The organism is Bacillus sp. FS02, assembly GCF_024398395.1.
GTDB lineage: Bacteria > Bacillota > Bacilli > Bacillales > Bacillaceae > Bacillus > Bacillus altitudinis.
Genome location: NZ_CP074101.1, coordinates 1,809,775 through 1,828,897 on the forward strand (window position 1 = coordinate 1,809,775; position 19,123 = coordinate 1,828,897).

Here is a 19,123-nt window from a genome sequence, read left to right on the forward strand (position 1 = left end):
ATTGTTATCTAGTTTTCAAAGAACAATCCTGTCTCGCTAGAGACATGTTTGAAGGAATGATCCTTCAAAACTAAACAAGACGAAAAACGTACGCTGCTCCATATATCCTTAGAAAGGAGGTGATCCAGCCGCACCTTCCGATACGGCTACCTTGTTACGACTTCACCCCAATCATCTGCCCCACCTTCGGCGGCTGGCTCCATAAAGGTTACCTCACCGACTTCGGGTGTTGCAAACTCTCGTGGTGTGACGGGCGGTGTGTACAAGGCCCGGGAACGTATTCACCGCGGCATGCTGATCCGCGATTACTAGCGATTCCAGCTTCACGCAGTCGAGTTGCAGACTGCGATCCGAACTGAGAACAGATTTGTGGGATTGGCTAAACCTTGCGGTCTCGCAGCCCTTTGTTCTGTCCATTGTAGCACGTGTGTAGCCCAGGTCATAAGGGGCATGATGATTTGACGTCATCCCCACCTTCCTCCGGTTTGTCACCGGCAGTCACCTTAGAGTGCCCAACTGAATGCTGGCAACTAAGATCAAGGGTTGCGCTCGTTGCGGGACTTAACCCAACATCTCACGACACGAGCTGACGACAACCATGCACCACCTGTCACTCTGTCCCCGAAGGGAAAGCCCTATCTCTAGGGTTGTCAGAGGATGTCAAGACCTGGTAAGGTTCTTCGCGTTGCTTCGAATTAAACCACATGCTCCACCGCTTGTGCGGGCCCCCGTCAATTCCTTTGAGTTTCAGTCTTGCGACCGTACTCCCCAGGCGGAGTGCTTAATGCGTTAGCTGCAGCACTAAGGGGCGGAAACCCCCTAACACTTAGCACTCATCGTTTACGGCGTGGACTACCAGGGTATCTAATCCTGTTCGCTCCCCACGCTTTCGCTCCTCAGCGTCAGTTACAGACCAGAGAGTCGCCTTCGCCACTGGTGTTCCTCCACATCTCTACGCATTTCACCGCTACACGTGGAATTCCACTCTCCTCTTCTGCACTCAAGTTTCCCAGTTTCCAATGACCCTCCCCGGTTGAGCCGGGGGCTTTCACATCAGACTTAAGAAACCGCCTGCGAGCCCTTTACGCCCAATAATTCCGGACAACGCTTGCCACCTACGTATTACCGCGGCTGCTGGCACGTAGTTAGCCGTGGCTTTCTGGTTAGGTACCGTCAAGGTGCAAGCAGTTACTCTTGCACTTGTTCTTCCCTAACAACAGAGCTTTACGATCCGAAAACCTTCATCACTCACGCGGCGTTGCTCCGTCAGACTTTCGTCCATTGCGGAAGATTCCCTACTGCTGCCTCCCGTAGGAGTCTGGGCCGTGTCTCAGTCCCAGTGTGGCCGATCACCCTCTCAGGTCGGCTACGCATCGTCGCCTTGGTGAGCCGTTACCTCACCAACTAGCTAATGCGCCGCGGGTCCATCTGTAAGTGACAGCCGAAACCGTCTTTCATCCTTGAACCATGCGGTTCAAGGAACTATCCGGTATTAGCTCCGGTTTCCCGGAGTTATCCCAGTCTTACAGGCAGGTTACCCACGTGTTACTCACCCGTCCGCCGCTAACATCCGGGAGCAAGCTCCCTTCTGTCCGCTCGACTTGCATGTATTAGGCACGCCGCCAGCGTTCGTCCTGAGCCAGGATCAAACTCTCCGAAAAAGTACAAAACCGAAGTTTTGCTTTTCGCCAGTTTGACTGACTACCTATGATGTATCATAGGATTTTTTTATAAAAACTCGAATTAACAGGTACGTTTTGTCTTGTTTAGTTTTCAAAGATCATTTTCGTTATCGCTCGTAAGCGACTTTAATATCTTAACATTTCGCTTCAGTTGAAGTCAAGAACTTTTTTCATTTTCTTTTTTCAACCTCGTTGCTGTTTTGCGGCAACGAATAATAATATACCATCTGGATTCTTTCCTTGCAATAGTTTTTTTAAAAAAATTTTCATTTTATGAAAAATAAAAAGCGCCATAAATAAAATGGCGCTTTGGTTGATGTATTAACGGTTTCTCATTTGTGGGAAAAGCAGTACATCTCTGATTGATGGAGAATTTGTTAAAAGCATGATTAATCGGTCGATTCCGATTCCTAGACCACCTGTTGGAGGCATACCGTATTCTAACGCTTCAACAAAATCGTCATCCATTAGATGTGCTTCGTCGTTTCCTTCTTCACGTTCTTTTAATTGAGCTTCAAAGCGTTCTCTTTGATCGATCGGATCGTTTAGCTCTGTGAATGCATTTGCATGCTCGCGGCGTACGATAAACAGCTCAAAGCGATCAGTAAAGCGAGGGTCTTCAGGATTTTTCTTAGCTAATGGAGAAATCTCCACTGGGTGTCCGTAAATGAATGTAGGCTGAACCAATGTTTCTTCTACTTTTTGCTCGAAGAACTCATTGATAATATGACCTACTGTCATATTTTTCGTGATTTCAACACCATGATCAGCCGCATGCTGTTTTGCTTCTTCAACAGACATCTCTTGCCAGAAGTCTACACCTGTCGCTTCTTTGACTGCTTCAACCATATGGAGTCTCTTCCATTCAGGTTTTAGATCAATTTCATCTTCTCCATATTGAATCGTTGTTGTTCCTAGTACCTCTTGGGCAATATGAGCAATCAAGTTTTCCGTTAGGTTCATGATGTCTTTATAGTCTGCATATGCTTCATACAGCTCAATCATAGTAAATTCCGGGTTATGACGAGTTGAGACTCCTTCATTACGGAATACGCGACCAATCTCGTATACTTTCTCTAGACCACCGACAATTAGACGTTTTAAATGCAGCTCGATCGCAATACGCATATAAAGCGGCATATCAAGTGCATTGTGATGAGTAATGAAAGGACGAGCTGATGCACCACCAGGGATGCTATGCATTGTTGGTGTTTCAACTTCTAGGTATCCTTTTGAATCTAAGTATCTTCTCATTGATTGAATGATTTTGCTTCGCATGATGAACGTCTGCTTACTTTCTGGATTGACAATCAAGTCAAGGTAACGCTGACGATAGCGTTGTTCTACATCTTTTAGTCCGTGATATTTATCAGGGAGCGGGCGAAGTGCTTTTGTCAGAACCTCAAAGCTAGTCGCTTTAATTGAAAGTTCTCCTACATTCGTTTTAAATACGGTTCCCGTCACACCAATAATATCGCCTAGGTCTGAGCTTTTGAATAATTCGTAAGCTTCTTCTCCTACACTATCTTTACGTACATAGATTTGAATTTGTCCTTCTAAGTCTTGAATGTGTGCAAAGCCAGCTTTCCCTTTTCCACGCTTTGTCATCATACGGCCAGCAATTGTTACTTGAGCTGCTTTTTCTTCTAAGTCTTCTTTTGAAAACTCGTCATATTCAGCAATAATTTGTGCAGATTGATGAGAACGGTCATATCGTTCACCGAATGGATCGATACCCTCTTCTCTCATTTTATTCATTTTGTCACGTCTTACTTGGAATTGATCATTTAATTCTTCGTTATTAAGCCCTTCATTACTCATTTATATCACTCCAATAATGTATTTTGCAGAGAAAAGCAGAAAAACTGCCAGTACGTGCACTAGCAGTGAGCTACAAAAAGAAAGATAGTCTTATCCTACTTTTATTCTTTGAAGCTCTTTTGCCTCGGCTTCGATCGTAAAGTCATCTAGAACTTTTACAAGCTCCGCTCTCGTTTCACTTTGATTGATTTGGTTTCTTACATCTGCATTGCCTCGGACACCTTTTAAGTACCATGCTGCATGTTTTCTCATTTCTCTGACAGCCACATGCTCGCCTTTCAGGTCTATGAGTCTGTCTAAGTGAAGTTTGCACACAGACATTTTCTCACGCACATTAGGCTCTTCTTTTAGTTCACCCGTTTCTAAATAATGAACCGTCCGGTAAATCATCCACGGGTTTCCTAGTGCGGCTCTTCCGATCATGACAGCATCTGCACCCGTTTCATCAAGCATACGTTTTGCATCCTGAGGGGTTTTGACATCTCCATTGCCGATGACTGGAATGGAAACAGATTGTTTGACCTCTTTTATAATATCCCAATTCGCTGTTCCTTCGTACATCTGCACTCGTGTCCGTCCGTGAAGCGCAACCGCTTGTCCACCTGCTCGTTCAACAGCACGGGCATTGTCGATAGCGAAGATATGGTCTTCGTCCCAGCCAATTCTCATTTTCACAGTAACAGGTTTATCTACAGCTTCTACGACTGCAGATACCATTTCGTAAATCTTGTTAGGATCCAGCAGCCATTTCGCTCCTGCGTCACATTTCGTGATCTTTGGTACAGGACATCCCATATTAATATCAATAATGTCCGCCGTTGTATTCTGGTCTACAAACTTGGCCGCTTCTACGAGCGTATCCTTTTCTCCCCCAAATATCTGAAGGCTCAACGGTTTTTCACGTTCATCAATGTACAGCATGCCCATCGTTCTGGCATTATTAATCAAGATCGCTTTGTCACTGACCATTTCAGCGCAGACTAAGCCCGCTCCAAACTCTTTCACCGTGAGTCTGAAAGCAGAGTTACACACACCAGCCATTGGTGCGAGCACTACTTTGTTTTTAATTTCGATATCTCCGACTTTAAACATCTAGTCCCCTCCTTTCCTCTTCAAGTATTGGTGAAAGTTCTTCCACCGTTATATTTAAAGCATCTGCTATTTGACCAACCATTTGGTTTGTTGGTAATCGATTGCCTCGCTCAATTTCCCCTAAGACAGAGACAGAGATGCCCAGTCTTTTGGCGAACCCTTCCTGAGTATACCCTTTTAGCTTTCGGTATGCACGAATTCTTCTACCCCACATGTCTTTTTCCATATGCTTACACCTTCTTGGTCTGTTACGGCGTTTATCTGGGCTTCGCCGATTTCTGGGCAAATCTCACTCATCGGAACAAGAACGAATAAACGTTCGTACATTCTAGGATGCGGCACTACAAGTTGTTCTGTTTCAATATTTTCACGATTATAAAGTAAAATGTCAAGGTCAGCTGTCCGTGGACCCCACCTCACTTCTCTTGTTCTGCCCAACTCCTGCTCAATGTTCTGAGTCAGTGATAGAAGTTCTTCAGGACGAAGCGAGGTGGAAATCTTCACAGCCATGTTCAAGAAGTCATCCTGATTCTCGTAGCCTACAGGTGTTGTCTCATATATAGATGAAATGGATTCAACTTGAACACCTGGATGTTCGTGAAGTTTTTTGACAGCTTCTTTTAAGTAGGTTTCCTTTTTTCCTATGTTTGAACCTAAAGCGATATATGCTGTATTGTTCATGCGCGTGATCTCGTCATTTCAATAGCAACGGACTGATAGTGTCCTGGAATTGGCGGATCTGGTTTGATTACTTTTACTGTACATTCTTGAACTGTCGGAAAGTCCTTTAACACTTGGTTTGCAATTCTTTCTGTCAGCGTTTCAACGAGGTTCACTGGGTTCCCTTCTACAATATTTTTGCAGATGTTGTAGAGTTCAGCATAGTTGATGGTCTCATTTAGGTCATCCGTTTGTCCTGCCTTACTTAAATCAAGTGAAGCTGTTAGGTCCACACGAAAGCGCTGGCCTAGTTTATTCTCTTCTGTAAATACACCGTGATAGCCGTAAAATTCCATTCCGTTTACATATACTTTATCGATGATAAGCGCCTCCTTTATTCAGCATGGCATCCATCATTTTTGCCATTCTTGCGATTTCTTTTACATCGTGCACTCGGACCATTGCGCTGCCCTTTTGAATCCCAAGACAGACCGTCGCACCCGTTCCTTCAGTACGTTCTTCAGGCGGCAGATCTAAAACTGCACCGATGAATCGTTTGCGGGATGTTGCTAGCAGCAGCGGATACCCAAGGTGGCAAAAATGTTCAAGTTCATTCATGACCATGAGGTTGTCAGTTTTATTTTTCGCAAATCCTACACCAGGGTCTAATATAATCATGTCATCACGGACACCCGCTTGTTTTACAATTTGAACACTTTCTTTCAGATCTGCAATCATATCTGAAATCAGATGGGTGTAATTCCGCTCTGGTCGATTGTGCATTAAGATGATTGCCACGTTGTGCTTCGCTGCCACATGCGCCATTTGAGGATCAGCTTTCGCCCCCCATACATCATTAATGATTGAGGCTCCTGCTTTCACTGCCTCATCTGCGACAGGGGCTTTATACGTATCAATAGAAATAGGTATGTCCAATTCTTTTGTGATCTTCTCAATGACAGGAATGACCCTTGAAAGCTCCTCTTGCTCTGAGACAAGTGCCGCCCCCGGCCGAGTCGATTCACCGCCAATATCAATAATATGCGCCCCATCTTCTATGAGCTGCGCTGCATGAGCCAGCGCTTTATCCATTTGATTGAATTTTCCTCCATCTGAAAAAGAGTCCGGTGTGACATTTAAAATGCCCATGACCAATGTCTTTTCTTCATAACTAAGGGTATGGTGCTTGGCTTGTATGATTTTAGGCTGTTTTATCAATTGTTGTGTCATTGTGTCCACCTACTCTTTATGTTCTAGACGTTCTTTTGTATATTCTGTTCTCAACTTGGTCGAAATCGTTCGGTTGTGGTTTTGCAGGACGGTGTCTCCGATATTTTTAAAAGGCACAATTCCCTGAACCGAATTGGTCATCCACGCCTCATCAGCTGAGAGCAAGTGCGAGAGTGGATATCTTCCTTCTATTAGTGGGATCCCCGAAGCTTGCAGCGTTTCGATACAATATCGACGGGTAACCCCGTTTAAAATGCCGGTATCAAGTGAAGGTGTATAGATCACATCTTTTTTTCGCCAAAATAGATTTGACGTAATTCCTTCTGCCACATCGTCTTCTTTTGTTAAAAAGATCCCTTCTACAGACGGATCGTTCCCTACTTCTCTTTTCGCCAGCAGGTTGTTCATGTAATGATGCGACTTGAGCCGTCTTGGACCTTCCGGTGTGTTTCTTCTTGTATCAAGAATGATTCCCTGTTTTTCATCTACTATTGATTCTGGCCGGAATGGGGAGATCATCACAAAAACAACAGGCTCCTCATAAGGGTCTGCAGAAAATCCATTGCCTCTGCCCGCAGAAACATTGAAGCGGATCCTCGCATAACCGTCCGTTATTTGGTTTTGATTGAATAATGTATGAATGATGTCGAGTACAAATGGTTTCTCTATTGTGGATTCGATGCAAAGGTCACGCAATGATTGATTGAGCCTTTCAAGATGCCAGTCTAACAAGAAGACTTGTCCTGCTAGAGAGGTAAATGTTTCGAATACACCGATGCCATATAGAAAACCATGATCAAAAGGAGAAAGAGTCGCGTCTTTCTCCTCTATATACTGACCGTTCAGGTAAATGATCATGCGTTTACTTCATTCCCCTTTTTACGATAGGTTTCAATGAAATTTCTGAGCATTTCCTTACCGAAGGACGTCGTAATCGATTCTGGATGGAATTGAACACTTTCAATCGGAAGTTCTTTATGGCGAATGGCCATGAGTTCGCCTTCTTTTGTGCTCGCTGTTCTGACAAAGCACTCCGGCAGCGTCTCGTCTTTAACAATTAATGAATGATATCTCGTTGCGACGAGCGGATTTTGGAGTCCCGTGAAGACACCTTTGCCGTCATGTTCAATCTCTGATGTTTTCCCATGCATTAACCGCTCCGCACGAATGACATCTCCACCAAATACTTGTGCAATGGATTGATGACCTAAACAGACACCGAAGATCGGAATCTTCCCAGCAAAATGTTTGATCGCTTCCATACTAATTCCTGCTTCATCCGGACTGCAAGGTCCTGGAGAAATCATCAGAAAGTCTGGCTTGAGCTCTTCGATTTCTTGAATAGTGACTTGATCGTTTCGTTTTACAATCAGTTCTTCCCCAAGCTCACCTAAATACTGGACCAGGTTGTACGTAAATGAATCGTAATTATCAATCATTAATATCATACTCTGCTCACCTCTAACTCAAAATAGTCTCTTCTTTGCTCAACTGTAATGCTTTTTTCACTGCATAGGCTTTTTTAATCGATTCTTTGTATTCGTGCTTTGGTACAGAATCGATGACAATGCCTGCACCTGACTGCATGAAGGCTCTGCCCCCTGTACAATAAGCCGTACGAATGACGATATTAAAATGCATATCTTGATTGAATCCAAACCAGCCTATAGATCCAGTATAAAGCCCACGCCTTGTTGGCTCAAGTTCTTCTATGATTTCCATTGTTCTCACTTTTGGCGCACCTGTAATCGTGCCGCCTGGGAATACAGCTCTCATGACATCTACCGCATCACAATCATCACGCAGCTCCCCTTGGACATTTGATACAATGTGCATCACGTGTGAATATTTCTCAATGGCCATAAACTCGTTCACCTTGACTGAGCCATAAGTAGACACTCGTCCAAGATCATTCCGCTCAAGATCAACGAGCATCACATGTTCTGCGCGTTCTTTTTCATCTTCAATGAGTTCTTTTGCCAGCGCTTGATCTTCCACATCATCCTTGCCTCTTGATCTTGTGCCAGCGATCGGTCTTGTTTCGAGCTGAATGCCTTTTTTCTTAATAAGCAGCTCTGGAGATCCACAGACAATTTGGAAATCTGGCGTGTGCAGATATGACATATATGGAGATGGATTCACGTGACGTAATGTTTTGTATAAATGATATGGGTGGGTATGAAGCTGTTCATCTTGTCTAATGGATAGGTTCACTTGGAACACATCACCGTTCGCGATATATTGTTTAATCGTTTCTACAGCTTCCCCGAAAGCTTCTTCAGTAAAAGGTGCAGCAGGTACACATTCCGAAGAAGACACGTTGACAGATGAATGTGCTGACTCTTCTGATGTGCTTGTCCAGCTTTGCTTTAATTCTTCGAGTCTTTGATGAACTTCACTGACAGGTTCGTCTCCTTCTGTATGAGTCATCAGCCAGAGGACGTCTTTATTATGATCAAAGACAGCGACATCATTGAATACGAGGAAATACAAATCAGGCGTCTTCAAATCATCGATGGACAGCATTTTAAAATGCTCGATATATCTTGCGTAATCATAGCTTAAAAATCCAATCGCTCCACCTTGGAAGTCAGGGTATTCGTCGTTCGTTTCGGTTTGTAGGGTTTGAAACCAATCAGCAAATGCCCTAAAAGGATCTCCCTCTTTGAACAACACCTCATTCTGATAATGGATGGTGGTCATCCCGTCCTTCCCTTTCGCTTTAGCGATCGGATGAATGCCGGCAATACTGTATTCTCCGCCACGTGCACTTTCAAGAAGGACGTGATGTGATTCATGAGCCGTTAATTGTTCGTATCGTTTCAAGAATGCATCTTTCGTAAAAGGAATTTTGATGCCCATCGGCCTACGTTGTGTCATGTTATCATCCTTTTTCATTTTCATTAATCTTATTGTAATGCAATCCATTTTAATTAGAAAATAGTATTTGCTTTCCATCTTCAGAATTCATGAAAAAACCCCAGCAAATGCTGGGGTGTATTGTTTAATCAAATTGATAAAGCGGCGTACTAAGGTAACGTTCACCGTTACTTGGAATAATCGCTAGAACTTTTTTCCCTTTACCAAGCTTCTTCGCTGTTTGAAGCGCTGCATAAATGGCTGCTCCTGAAGATATACCACCAAGGATTCCTTCTTCTTTCGCTGCCTTTCTTGCAAGTTCAAATGCATCTTCGTTTTTCACTTGGATAATGCCGTCATATACTTCTGTGTTCAAGATAGATGGAACAAACCCTGCTCCGATGCCTTGAATTTTATGCGGACCTGGTTTCCCGCCTGATAGTACAGGAGAATCTGTTGGTTCTACCGCATAAAGCTGAATAGATGGAATGGCTTCTTTCAGGACTTCACCAGCACCTGTAATCGTACCACCCGTACCAACTCCTGCAATAAATGCATCAAGTTCGCCGTCAAACTGTTCAAGAATCTCTTTCCCTGTTGTGCGGCGGTGAATCTCAGCGTTGGCTTCATTGCTGAACTGCTGAGGCATGAAGTATCCGTGCTCTTCCGCTAATTCTTCTGCTTTTTTGATGGCACCTTTCATTCCTTCTGCACCCGGTGTTAAGACAAGCTCTGCACCGTAAGCGCGTAAAAGGTTGCGGCGCTCCTGACTCATTGTATCCGGCATAACTAAAATCGCATTGATTCCTTTTGCAGCCGCGACCATCGCAAGACCGATTCCTGTGTTTCCGCTTGTTGGCTCAATGAGTGTGTCACCAGCTTTTAATGTACCTTTTGCTTCAGCATCTTCGATCATCGCTAACGCAATACGATCTTTTACACTGCTGCCTGGATTCATATATTCAAGTTTCAAGTAGACATCCGCACTGTCTTCATCTACTAAACGGTTTAATTTAACGACTGGTGTATTTCCTATTAGTTCAAAAACTGAATTTGCAATACGAGCCATCACTAACACCTCTATCTCCGAGTAATTTTATTGTATTAATATTAAATTATCAATTTCGAAAAATTTTGTCAATGCTTTTAGTCCTGCTCTCCATCGTAAAACCATGTGACTTTTGCTTCTTTCCACAGGGTTTTGACATTCGCCTTTTCACCCAGATCTTCCATGGCGATCTGCCTTTTGATCTGATCTTTGACTTCTTCATAAGAGAAAGAGCGGCCATTTAATTTTTCTTTTAATTGTATGATGGCATAACCATTTTTGATCTCGATCGGCTCTTTCGTCCATTCATCTGGCTGAAGCTTTTGGGCTTCTTGTATGTATAGGGCTGGAATGCTTTCTTGCTCTTCTGTGACAAATCCAAGATCTCCGCCGTAAGGAGAGGTATATCGATCGGTGGATCGCTCAGCTGCTACAGCTTCGAAACTAGATCCGCCCTTTAAATCTTTTAATACACTTTGTGCCTCGTCTTTTGTTTTCACAACAATGTGGCGAATTCGGTATGAGTCATCATATTGATACAAGTCTTTATTTTTTTCATAAAAGGATTTGGCTTCTTTTTCAGAAACGACCGCATCTCTCGTTAGAAGCTGTTCTAATAAAATTTGATAACGAATCTGCTCTTTCCATTCCTTTTCACTTGTATGACCGTCTTCGTAGAAATTATTAGATACCGCTTTCAGCATCAGCAGCTCACGATTGATCTCCTTTGAAGATACCTCCAGCTTGTTTTCTTTCGCAAGCTGATTGACTACCTTCTGATTAATCATTTGTTCAAGTGTTGCCTTTCCGTAGCGGTCTTCCATTTTCTTTAACCATTCTTGACGTGTGACTTTCTCTTTCCCAATAGAAGCAATTTCTTCACCGCTCTTCCCATTTGAAGAAGCCTGCGACATTTGTGACTTTGTTAATACATATGCAATGACCACGGCATTAATCATGAGCAGAACAAGGATAAATGTCCATACCACTCTTGCTTTCAGTCTCATCTTTCGTCTCCTTTCCATTCTAAAAAGAAAACCCGCTGCTTAGAGCTTAGCGGGTTATTTCTTCACGTAGCTCTTCTAGCTCTTCTTTTGTAAATACATACGTTTCGTTACAAAAATGGCATTGAGCTTCTGCTTGTCCGTCTTGTTCAATCATATCCTCAATTTCGGCTTTCCCTAGGCTGATAATACCGTTGGCAAACCGTTCTTTTGAGCAGTTACAAGAAAATTCGACAGGTACAGTTTCTAAGATTTGAGGTTTTTCACCGAGCACTTCTTCTAAAATTTCTTCAGGAGTCATCCCTTTTTCAATCAGTTTAGAGATCGGTTCAATGGTTGATAATCTCTTTTCGAGTCTTTCGATGACTGCATCTTCTGTTCCAGGCAGCAATTGAATGATGAAACCGCCTGCTGCAAGGATCGAGTTGTCTGGATTGACAAGAACACCCACACCTACAGAGGATGGCACTTGTTCAGAGGAGACCAGGTAATAAGTAAAGTCATCTCCAATTTCACCTGAGACAATTTCCGTTTGCCCTGTAAAGTGATCTTTCAGTCCGATATCTTTGACAACACTTAACGTTCCAGATGTTCCAACAGCACGTCTAACGTCCAGCTTCCCATGTTCATTTAAATCAAAGTGAACTTGTGGGTTTGAGACATATCCGCGCACCTGACCTTTTGCGTTTCCATCCGCAATGATGGCTCCGATCGGCCCACCGCCTTCAATTTTGACAGTTAATTTATTCTCGCCTTTCAGCATGGCTCCCATCATGACAGTCGCTGTCATGGTTCTGCCGATTGCAGCTGAAGCAGTTGGCCACGTATGGTGTCTTCTCTGCGCTTCGTTGATTGTATCTGTTGTGTTCGCAGCATACGCACGGACTTTCCCGTCATATGCTAACGCTTTAACTAAATAATCCATTTTGATTAAACCCTCCTATAATACACCGACACGATTACGTTCATAAATTAATTGGAGTCCTTTTAATGTGAGGAACGGATCGACAATATCAATACAGTCTGATTCATTTCCAATCAATGTAGACAAACCGCCTGTTGCAATGACTTTCGGTGTTTGTTTGGCTTGCTGCTTCATCCGTTTCACTATTCCCTCGACTTGACCAACATATCCATACAGGATACCTGATTGCATCGCACTGATCGTGTTTTTCCCTACGATATGATCTGGACGAACAATTTCAATCCTTGGCAGCTTAGCCGCTCTTGTATATAAAGCCTCTGTTGAGATGGTAATACCCGGTGCAATTGCGCCACCCATGTATTGTTTTTGTTCATTGATATAGCAGTAGGTTGTGGCTGTTCCAAAGTCTACCACAATGAGAGGGGCCCCATACAGGTGAATGGCCGCCACTGCGTTCACAATTCGATCAGCGCCGACTTCCTTTGGATTGTCACACATAATGTTTAATCCAGTCTTCATGCCAGGCCCAACGATTTGAGGAGTAATGTGAAAATACTTTTCGCACATTCTTTCCAGAGCAAACATCATTGGCGGGACAACAGAAGAAATGATAATTCCTTCTATCTGGTCAAACATCAGCCCTACATAGTCAAATAAGGATCGGATTGCCATACCAAATTCATCTTCTGTTTTATGACGGCTTGTTTCAATCCGCCAATGGTAGTTCAAATCGCCATTATGATAAACACCTAAAACGGTATTTGTGTTTCCTACATCTATCACGAGTAACAACTTCATCACCACTTTGAATAGTGTCTCAAAAAGAGCATTTTTCGACTTTCTATCATACCATACACGAATTGAGTTCCATTTGTAAACAATTCGAAACCGATCCATTCATGAATCGAAATAAAAAAAGCTGCCGGTGAGCCCGACAGCTTTTTATAGAAGGAGATTAAATCTCCTCGTCTTCTTCTTTTTTCTTGATGTTCACTTTCACATCATCGTTTTTCTCTTCGTCATCTGCGTATACACGCTCTGGAAGCTTTCCAGTATCGTAAAGAGATTTAATTTGTTCAGCATCTAATGTTTCCACTTCTAGAAGAGCTTGTGCGATGATTTCTAGCTTATCTTTATTCTCAGTGAGAATTTGTTTCGCACGTTCGTAGCTTTCTTTGATGAAGCGCTGAACTTCTTGGTCAATTTCATAAGCGATCGCTTCACTATAATTCGGCTCGTTGTTGAAATCACGGCCAAGGAATACTTGACCTCCTTGTGCTTGACCGAATTGTAGAGGACCAAGTTTATCAGACATACCGAACTCTGTGACCATTCTTCTTGCAATGCCTGTTGCACGCTGGAAGTCGTTGTGAGCGCCTGTACTTACTTCACCAAACGTAATTTCCTCTGCAACACGACCGCCGAGCAAGCCGACGATTTTATCAAGAAGCTCTGGCTTCGTTTGGAAATAACGGTCTTCTCTTGGAAGCATGACCGCATATCCGCCTGCCTGACCACGAGGAACGATCGTTACTTTATGCACCATGTCAGCTTCGTCAAGGACAAGTCCAATGACGGTATGACCTGCTTCGTGGTACGCCACGATATTGCGTTCTTTCTTAGAAATGACACGGCTTTTCTTAGCCGGTCCAGCAATGACACGGTCAGTTGCTTCGTCGATATCACGCATATCAATTTTCTTTTTGTTTTGACGGGCAGCAACAAGTGCTGCTTCGTTTAGTAAGTTCTCAAGATCTGCCCCAGAGAACCCTGGTGTTCTGCTTGCAATGGCTTTCAAGTTGACTGTATCATCAAGCGGTTTGTTTTTCGCATGAACCTTCAGTACTTCTTCACGGCCAATGACATCTGGGCGGTCAACCGTAATTTGACGGTCAAAACGTCCCGGACGCAGCAATGCAGGATCTAGGATATCTGCACGGTTAGTTGCAGCAATGATAATAATCCCTTCGTTGGCACTAAAACCATCCATTTCAACAAGAAGCTGGTTAAGCGTTTGTTCACGCTCATCATGACCACCACCAAGACCTGCTCCACGCTGACGACCCACTGCATCAATCTCATCAATAAAGATTAAGCAAGGTGCATTCTTTTTCGCATTTTCAAACAAATCACGTACACGTGATGCACCGACACCGACGAACATCTCGACGAAGTCAGAACCACTGATGCTGAAGAAAGGAACGCCTGCTTCTCCTGCAGATGCTCTCGCAAGCAATGTTTTACCTGTACCTGGAGGTCCTACTAGTAAAACCCCTTTAGGGATTCTTGCGCCAAGCTCCGCAAATTTACGTGGATCTTTTAAGAATTCAACCACTTCTACGAGCTCTTGTTTTTCTTCATCCGCACCGGCAACATCTTTAAATTTCACACGTTTCTTCTCTTCTGTGTAAAGCTTCGCCTTACTCTTACCAAAGTTCATGACACGGCTTCCACCGCCTTGAGCTTGGTTCAATAAGAAGAAGAACAGGATAAAGATGATGATGAATGGAATGATGGTTGTCAGAACTTGCAGCCATCCATTTGTTTCAGGTGCTGGTTCTACTTTTACATCTGTATTCTTCAGTGCACTGTAAATTTGGTCAACTCCTTGACCGTCTGGAACGTGGGTAATGAAGTATTCATCTTTCTTCGCGCCATCTAATTGACCACGAATTTCATAAACCCCTCTTACAGGCTGGATGGAGATACTCTCCACTTTTCCCGCACTTAAATTTTGCGAAAATTTGCTGTAAGACATGTTCTCAGGCTTTTGATTAGGGGATCCTAACCAACTGACAACCCCTATCACAAGTAATAAAATAAGTATATAAAAAATCGTATTACGAAAAACCCGATTCATTCCTTACCTCCTCCCACAGTAAGCACAACTATGTTCAATAGTATCATAGAAAATCATTCCAACACAACCAATAACCTCATGTAAACGTGTGCTCATTAGCCTTCGTAAACAGATGGTTTTAACACTCCAATATACGGGAGGTTTCGGTAACGTTCGGCAAAATCCAATCCATAGCCAACAACAAATGCATCTGGTACTTCAAACCCAACATAATCTGCTTTGATGTCTGCTTTGCGGCCGCTTGGTTTATCAAGCAATGTCACAATTTTAATGGAGTTTGCTTTACGGTATCGGAAAAGCTCTACCAGATAACTCAAAGTTAACCCACTGTCGATAATATCTTCCATAATTAGAATATCTCTTCCTTCAACAGAAGTATCTAGATCTTTGATGATCTTCACTTCTCCAGAAGATACGGTAGACTTTCCGTAGCTAGATACATCCATAAAATCAAGCTCTAAATATGTATCAATGTGTTTGATCAGGTCTGCCATGAATGGAAGAGCCCCTTTCAAAACACCAATAGCCAGGGGAAATTTACCATCATAATCGCTGGTTAATGTTGCACCCAGTTCCTTCACTTTTAGCTGGATCTCTTCTTCTGAGATCAAAATCTTTTCAATATCTTGTTTCATGCTTTTGCTTGCCCCCTACAAATTTTCGTGCTGTCTATATTGTAATACAATGAGATCGCTGTTTGTCATATCAATTTCTTCAAAAATGGATTTTTTCAGACCTGGGATCCAGATGATTTGATGATCCGAGTCAGTGACGATCGGCCAGCTGTCTCTTTCTGCAAGAGGCACTTTTTTATCAATAAATATATCTTTCACCTTTTTTGATCCATTCATCCCTTTAAGTTTGATTCGATCACCGTTTTTTCGTGAGCGAATGATCAAAGGAAGACGAACATGATCTTTTTGAAGCAAGAAAAAATGGTTTCCGTTCCGTGCATCCTTCGGAACATGATTTGATACCAAGATAGACTGTCCATTCGGGAGAAAAAGTTCCTCGCCAAGCTCACCTTTTAAATGATGAGTATATGACTGATCTATGACAAGCGATCGTTCAAAGGTAAACATACAGTGATCATAAGATTTGACAGCTTGTAAACCTTTTGGCAAATCTAATGATCCAGACGGTTGATCAGTATGAGATAACCAGTCCAAAGTCCCTAGAATATGCTGGTTTGAAAACGCTGATTGAGTGTTTTCATAAAGATAGTTTAATATTAGTTGAATGCCTCTTCTTTGTAAAGGCAAAGGCAGGTCAAGCAAAGGCTTCGTTTTGATCTCAATTTGCTTAGGCGTTTGATTCGTAATGACTTGATGCATTTGATCCTTTGTTAATGCCTGCAAGTACTGCTCATCCTCAGTCAGCATGTCACTTACAAACTGAAAGCTTTCATGCACATGAGGTGCCTCTTCTTTTAACACGGGAAGAACGTGTCTTCTGATCCGGTTTCTCAAGTAGTCATCGGTGTGATTGCTTTGATCAATGACATAAGGAACTTGTTCTTTTTCGCAAGAAGTGAGTACATCATCCTTAGAATATCCAATCAGCGGACGAATCAGCCACCCTTCTTGAAAAGGGCGCTTTGCTTGCATACCTGCGAGTCCTATTCCAACAGTCCCTCTTGTCAGCCTCATCACCATTGTTTCTACTTGATCGTCTCCATGATGTGCAAGCGCTATAAATTGAGCGTTGTACTGTTCCATCAATTGACGAAAGAAAGCATATCTGCACTCTCTTGCAGCTGCCTGTTTGTTTAAGCGGTTTTCTTTTGCATATTGGGTGACCTGTATACGAGCCGATTCAAAAAGGATCTCATGCTCTTTACAGTACGCTTCAACAAATGCCAAATCAGCAAAGGATTCTTCTCCTCTGAACATGTGATCTACATGGGCTGCAATCAGCTGAAAGGAACATTTTCGACGTTTGTTTAGTTCATGCAGCAAGAGCATAGAATCTGGTCCGCCAGAAACCCCGACAATGACTGTCGTATTTTCAAGGAAAACATCATGTTTTTTCAAAAAAGATTCAATTCTATTCACAACTTCCTCCTCACAAAGAGCAGGTAATTTAAAGATATACATATCCTATCACTTTCATTAGCTCCAAGCAAAGAAGAAGCCTGCTTTTTTACAGCTCTATAATAGGAATAAAACCACATAGGCACAGTAAAGAGCGAGCACACTGCATAAGATGAGAATGGTTTCAAAAAGACCGCCTGATTTTTTGCGTACTGATGTTCTTTTCGCAGCAGCAGCTCTTGATCGTGAAGGTACGGTCTGTTGATGTTGAGGAACAGCTGACTTTTGCCTATTTTGCTGTGATGGCTTCTTTTGTCGTGATTTTCTTGAAGCAAGCAATTGTCCTTCTTTCAACATCGCGCTTTTCATGTCTGCCGCTGATTGATATTTGCCTTGGAGAGCCGCTTTTAACACCCTCTCATATCGCTTTAATAAAGGATGTCCTTCAATCGCTCGATAAAGCTGCTTTTCTGGTTCTGCCCCTTTTTTAAATTCTTTTTTATAGGCACAGTTCACCATGACCATACTTAAGGCAAATAGATCATAAGAAGGTTCTGCTTTTCTTGTACCGAAGCCCCAGTAGCCGCGGTCAAAAAACTCGGTGTATTCCTTAATCGCCCTTCCCGCCTTCGTTGTTCCTCCAACATCAATACATCGAATCGTAGCTGGGGGGCCTGAAACGATGAGATTATCAGGCTTCAAGTCACCGAATATCCAGCCTTCCTTATGTAAGTGAGCAAGGTTAGACAACAGTTGAATCATGAGAACGACGATCCATTCATCGCCTTTTTGTTTGACAAATTCAAGTAGCAATGGTCCTCTGACATACTCCATGACATAAAACGACCGTTTCTCTGACATACCAGGATAAAGAGCATCATCCATATCATAAAAAGAAGGCCCCATGGTTTTCACAGGAGCCTTTGAAAAGGATTTTAATACATTGACTTCAGATGCAATGAGCATACTGTCATCACTCACTTTAAGGGCCACTTGCCCCTTTGACGATTCGGCCAGATAAACCACACCGTTCGCCCCTTTTCCCAGCTCTTTTACAATGCGGTAATGTTGATGATGCCACTTTCCTTTTATCATTGTACCTAATGGGATGTTAGAAGCCGAATTCATCATGTTCTTCCTTCGCTTCAAGCAGCCCTTTTCGTGAACGAACTGATTTGAAATGCTGGAGTGCTTCTCGAATTGCTGGTCCAGTCGGTGTAATTCCTCCTGTTGTCAGCTTCGGGAAAATCGATGATAACGAATCGAACCGAGGCGTCCAGTTCAACACAATTTCTGCATCTGAGTTTTTCCCGGGAAATACACACATCCCAAACTGATTTTCACCAATTCTCGAATTTAGACTAATAGAGAGATCGATGAGTGCTTCTTTTACCGTTGGCAGCTTCGGTTTCATACTTGCACTCGTATCCACAAGCACAAGCACTTGAAGATGAACCGTCTCACCGAGCTCGTCCACAACCTCCATCACTTCTCCACGCTTATCTGGGGGAAGTTCTTCAATTTCAGTATCTTTGCCAAGAATTTGCTGCAATTCTTTATTCACAACACCTTGTAACGTTTGCGTCATCGCCTTTTTTGTCACCATTTGTACGGTTTGAGACAATTGCTGAACGTAGACAACCTGATGAATGCCTCCGCCTGCTAGAGCAATCCCCTCTACTTCTTTCATCGCTTCATGATCGTGTCTGTTCTCTTCCATAATGCCAATGACATTGACTGTGATCCCTTGCTCCTTTGCCAATGCGGCAATCGCAAGTGGGTCTTCCCCATGATTTGAGCAGCCATCTGTAATCAGTAAGATTTGGTTTACGTGACCTTTTCGCATCTTCATTCCTCCTGGGATTGTAACTGAATGCTTATATCCCCATCATCGCCAGAAGAAATTCAT

General features: G+C 43.0%; 17 protein-coding genes, 1 rRNA gene and 1 pseudogene. All 19 read right to left on the reverse strand.

Annotated elements, in window-relative coordinates; all coding sequences use genetic code 11:
• Positions 1-112: 112 nt before the first annotated feature.
• Positions 113-1,661: ribosomal RNA gene (locus tag KFQ09_RS09195) — 16S ribosomal RNA — on the reverse strand.
• A gap of 342 nt (positions 1,662-2,003) precedes the next feature.
• A complete protein-coding gene (gene lysS / locus KFQ09_RS09200) occupies positions 2,004-3,503 on the reverse strand; it encodes a lysine--tRNA ligase (RefSeq protein ID WP_025206611.1) in 1,500 nt (499 codons plus the stop codon).
• Between the two features lie 90 nt (positions 3,504-3,593).
• Positions 3,594-4,595, reverse strand: coding sequence for a tRNA dihydrouridine synthase DusB (dusB, locus tag KFQ09_RS09205; RefSeq protein ID WP_129548029.1), 1,002 nt, complete (start codon positions 4,593-4,595; stop codon positions 3,594-3,596).
• Positions 4,588-4,821 carry a helix-turn-helix domain-containing protein gene (locus KFQ09_RS09210; protein ID WP_017366448.1) on the reverse strand — a complete coding sequence of 78 codons (234 nt, stop codon included), beginning with the start codon at positions 4,819-4,821 and terminating at the stop codon, positions 4,588-4,590. The genes dusB and KFQ09_RS09210 overlap by 8 nt, the downstream gene beginning before the upstream one ends.
• Entirely contained in the window at positions 4,773-5,276 is a 504-nt protein-coding gene (gene folK / locus KFQ09_RS09215) for a 2-amino-4-hydroxy-6-hydroxymethyldihydropteridine diphosphokinase (RefSeq protein ID WP_007496156.1), read from the reverse strand. Before folK ends, KFQ09_RS09210 begins: the two co-directional genes overlap by 49 nt.
• A complete protein-coding gene (folB, locus tag KFQ09_RS09220) occupies positions 5,273-5,635 on the reverse strand; it encodes a dihydroneopterin aldolase (protein WP_255836241.1) in 363 nt (120 codons plus the stop codon). Before folB ends, folK begins: the two co-directional genes overlap by 4 nt.
• Complete coding sequence (gene folP / locus KFQ09_RS09225) at positions 5,628-6,485, reverse strand: dihydropteroate synthase (RefSeq protein WP_255836226.1); 858 nt, start codon at positions 6,483-6,485, stop codon at positions 5,628-5,630. Before folP ends, folB begins: the two co-directional genes overlap by 8 nt.
• 9 nt (positions 6,486-6,494) lie before the next feature.
• Positions 6,495-7,343, reverse strand: coding sequence for an aminodeoxychorismate lyase (pabC, locus tag KFQ09_RS09230; protein WP_024719370.1), 849 nt, complete (start codon positions 7,341-7,343; stop codon positions 6,495-6,497).
• Positions 7,340-7,933 carry an aminodeoxychorismate/anthranilate synthase component II gene (pabA, locus tag KFQ09_RS09235; RefSeq protein ID WP_255836227.1) on the reverse strand — a complete coding sequence of 198 codons (594 nt, stop codon included), beginning with the start codon at positions 7,931-7,933 and terminating at the stop codon, positions 7,340-7,342. The genes pabC and pabA overlap by 4 nt, the downstream gene beginning before the upstream one ends.
• Positions 7,934-7,946: 13 nt before the next feature.
• Positions 7,947-9,365, reverse strand: a complete 1,419-nt coding sequence (locus tag KFQ09_RS09240) for an anthranilate synthase component I family protein (RefSeq protein WP_025206606.1) — start codon at positions 9,363-9,365, stop codon at positions 7,947-7,949.
• 124 nt (positions 9,366-9,489) lie between these two features.
• Entirely contained in the window at positions 9,490-10,413 is a 924-nt protein-coding gene (gene cysK, locus KFQ09_RS09245; RefSeq protein ID WP_017359310.1) for a cysteine synthase A, read from the reverse strand.
• 77 nt (positions 10,414-10,490) lie between these two features.
• Positions 10,491-11,393 (reverse strand): peptidyl-prolyl cis-trans isomerase, encoded by a 903-nt coding sequence (locus tag KFQ09_RS09250; RefSeq protein ID WP_025206605.1) that lies wholly within the window; start codon positions 11,391-11,393, stop codon positions 10,491-10,493.
• A gap of 52 nt (positions 11,394-11,445) precedes the next feature.
• Complete coding sequence (gene hslO / locus KFQ09_RS09255; RefSeq protein ID WP_007496169.1) at positions 11,446-12,321, reverse strand: Hsp33 family molecular chaperone HslO; 876 nt, start codon at positions 12,319-12,321, stop codon at positions 11,446-11,448.
• Between the two features lie 15 nt (positions 12,322-12,336).
• The gene (locus KFQ09_RS09260; RefSeq protein ID WP_008341820.1) at positions 12,337-13,113 is read right to left on the reverse strand and encodes a type III pantothenate kinase; all 777 of its coding nucleotides are present in this window, start codon (positions 13,111-13,113) and stop codon (positions 12,337-12,339) included.
• Between the two features lie 163 nt (positions 13,114-13,276).
• Positions 13,277-15,181, reverse strand: coding sequence for an ATP-dependent zinc metalloprotease FtsH (gene ftsH / locus KFQ09_RS09265; protein WP_007496173.1), 1,905 nt, complete (start codon positions 15,179-15,181; stop codon positions 13,277-13,279).
• A gap of 95 nt (positions 15,182-15,276) precedes the next feature.
• The gene (gene hpt, locus KFQ09_RS09270) at positions 15,277-15,816 is read right to left on the reverse strand and encodes a hypoxanthine phosphoribosyltransferase (RefSeq protein WP_007496175.1); all 540 of its coding nucleotides are present in this window, start codon (positions 15,814-15,816) and stop codon (positions 15,277-15,279) included.
• Positions 15,813-17,235 (reverse strand): annotated as a pseudogene (gene tilS, locus KFQ09_RS09275) (tRNA lysidine(34) synthetase TilS). The gene hpt and the pseudogene tilS overlap by 4 nt, the downstream one beginning before the upstream one ends.
• Positions 17,236-17,331: 96 nt before the next feature.
• Positions 17,332-18,342, reverse strand: coding sequence for a protein kinase domain-containing protein (locus tag KFQ09_RS09280; RefSeq protein WP_017359313.1), 1,011 nt, complete (start codon positions 18,340-18,342; stop codon positions 17,332-17,334).
• Positions 18,326-19,060 carry a vWA domain-containing protein gene (locus tag KFQ09_RS09285; protein WP_008341829.1) on the reverse strand — a complete coding sequence of 245 codons (735 nt, stop codon included), beginning with the start codon at positions 19,058-19,060 and terminating at the stop codon, positions 18,326-18,328. The genes KFQ09_RS09280 and KFQ09_RS09285 overlap by 17 nt, the downstream gene beginning before the upstream one ends.
• Between the last annotated feature and the right edge of the window lie 63 nt (positions 19,061-19,123).

What these genes read in the sequence shown, in the direction of transcription:
- lysS (WP_025206611.1), bottom strand. Translation starts at nt 3,503, where the DNA reads ATGAGTAATGAAGGGCTTAATAACGAAGAATTAAATGATCAATTCCAA.
- dusB (WP_129548029.1), bottom strand. Translation starts at nt 4,595, where the DNA reads ATGTTTAAAGTCGGAGATATCGAAATTAAAAACAAAGTAGTGCTCGCA.
- KFQ09_RS09210 (WP_017366448.1), bottom strand. Translation starts at nt 4,821, where the DNA reads ATGGAAAAAGACATGTGGGGTAGAAGAATTCGTGCATACCGAAAGCTA.
- folK (WP_007496156.1), bottom strand. Translation starts at nt 5,276, where the DNA reads ATGAACAATACAGCATATATCGCTTTAGGTTCAAACATAGGAAAAAAG.
- folP (WP_255836226.1), bottom strand. Translation starts at nt 6,485, where the DNA reads ATGACACAACAATTGATAAAACAGCCTAAAATCATACAAGCCAAGCAC.
- pabC (WP_024719370.1), bottom strand. Translation starts at nt 7,343, where the DNA reads ATGATCATTTACCTGAACGGTCAGTATATAGAGGAGAAAGACGCGACT.
- pabA (WP_255836227.1), bottom strand. Translation starts at nt 7,933, where the DNA reads ATGATATTAATGATTGATAATTACGATTCATTTACGTACAACCTGGTC.
- KFQ09_RS09240 (WP_025206606.1), bottom strand. Translation starts at nt 9,365, where the DNA reads ATGACACAACGTAGGCCGATGGGCATCAAAATTCCTTTTACGAAAGAT.
- cysK (WP_017359310.1), bottom strand. Translation starts at nt 10,413, where the DNA reads ATGGCTCGTATTGCAAATTCAGTTTTTGAACTAATAGGAAATACACCA.
- hslO (WP_007496169.1), bottom strand. Translation starts at nt 12,321, where the DNA reads ATGGATTATTTAGTTAAAGCGTTAGCATATGACGGGAAAGTCCGTGCG.
- ftsH (WP_007496173.1), bottom strand. Translation starts at nt 15,181, where the DNA reads ATGAATCGGGTTTTTCGTAATACGATTTTTTATATACTTATTTTATTA.
- hpt (WP_007496175.1), bottom strand. Translation starts at nt 15,816, where the DNA reads ATGAAACAAGATATTGAAAAGATTTTGATCTCAGAAGAAGAGATCCAG.
- KFQ09_RS09280 (WP_017359313.1), bottom strand. Translation starts at nt 18,342, where the DNA reads ATGAATTCGGCTTCTAACATCCCATTAGGTACAATGATAAAAGGAAAG.
- KFQ09_RS09285 (WP_008341829.1), bottom strand. Translation starts at nt 19,060, where the DNA reads ATGCGAAAAGGTCACGTAAACCAAATCTTACTGATTACAGATGGCTGC.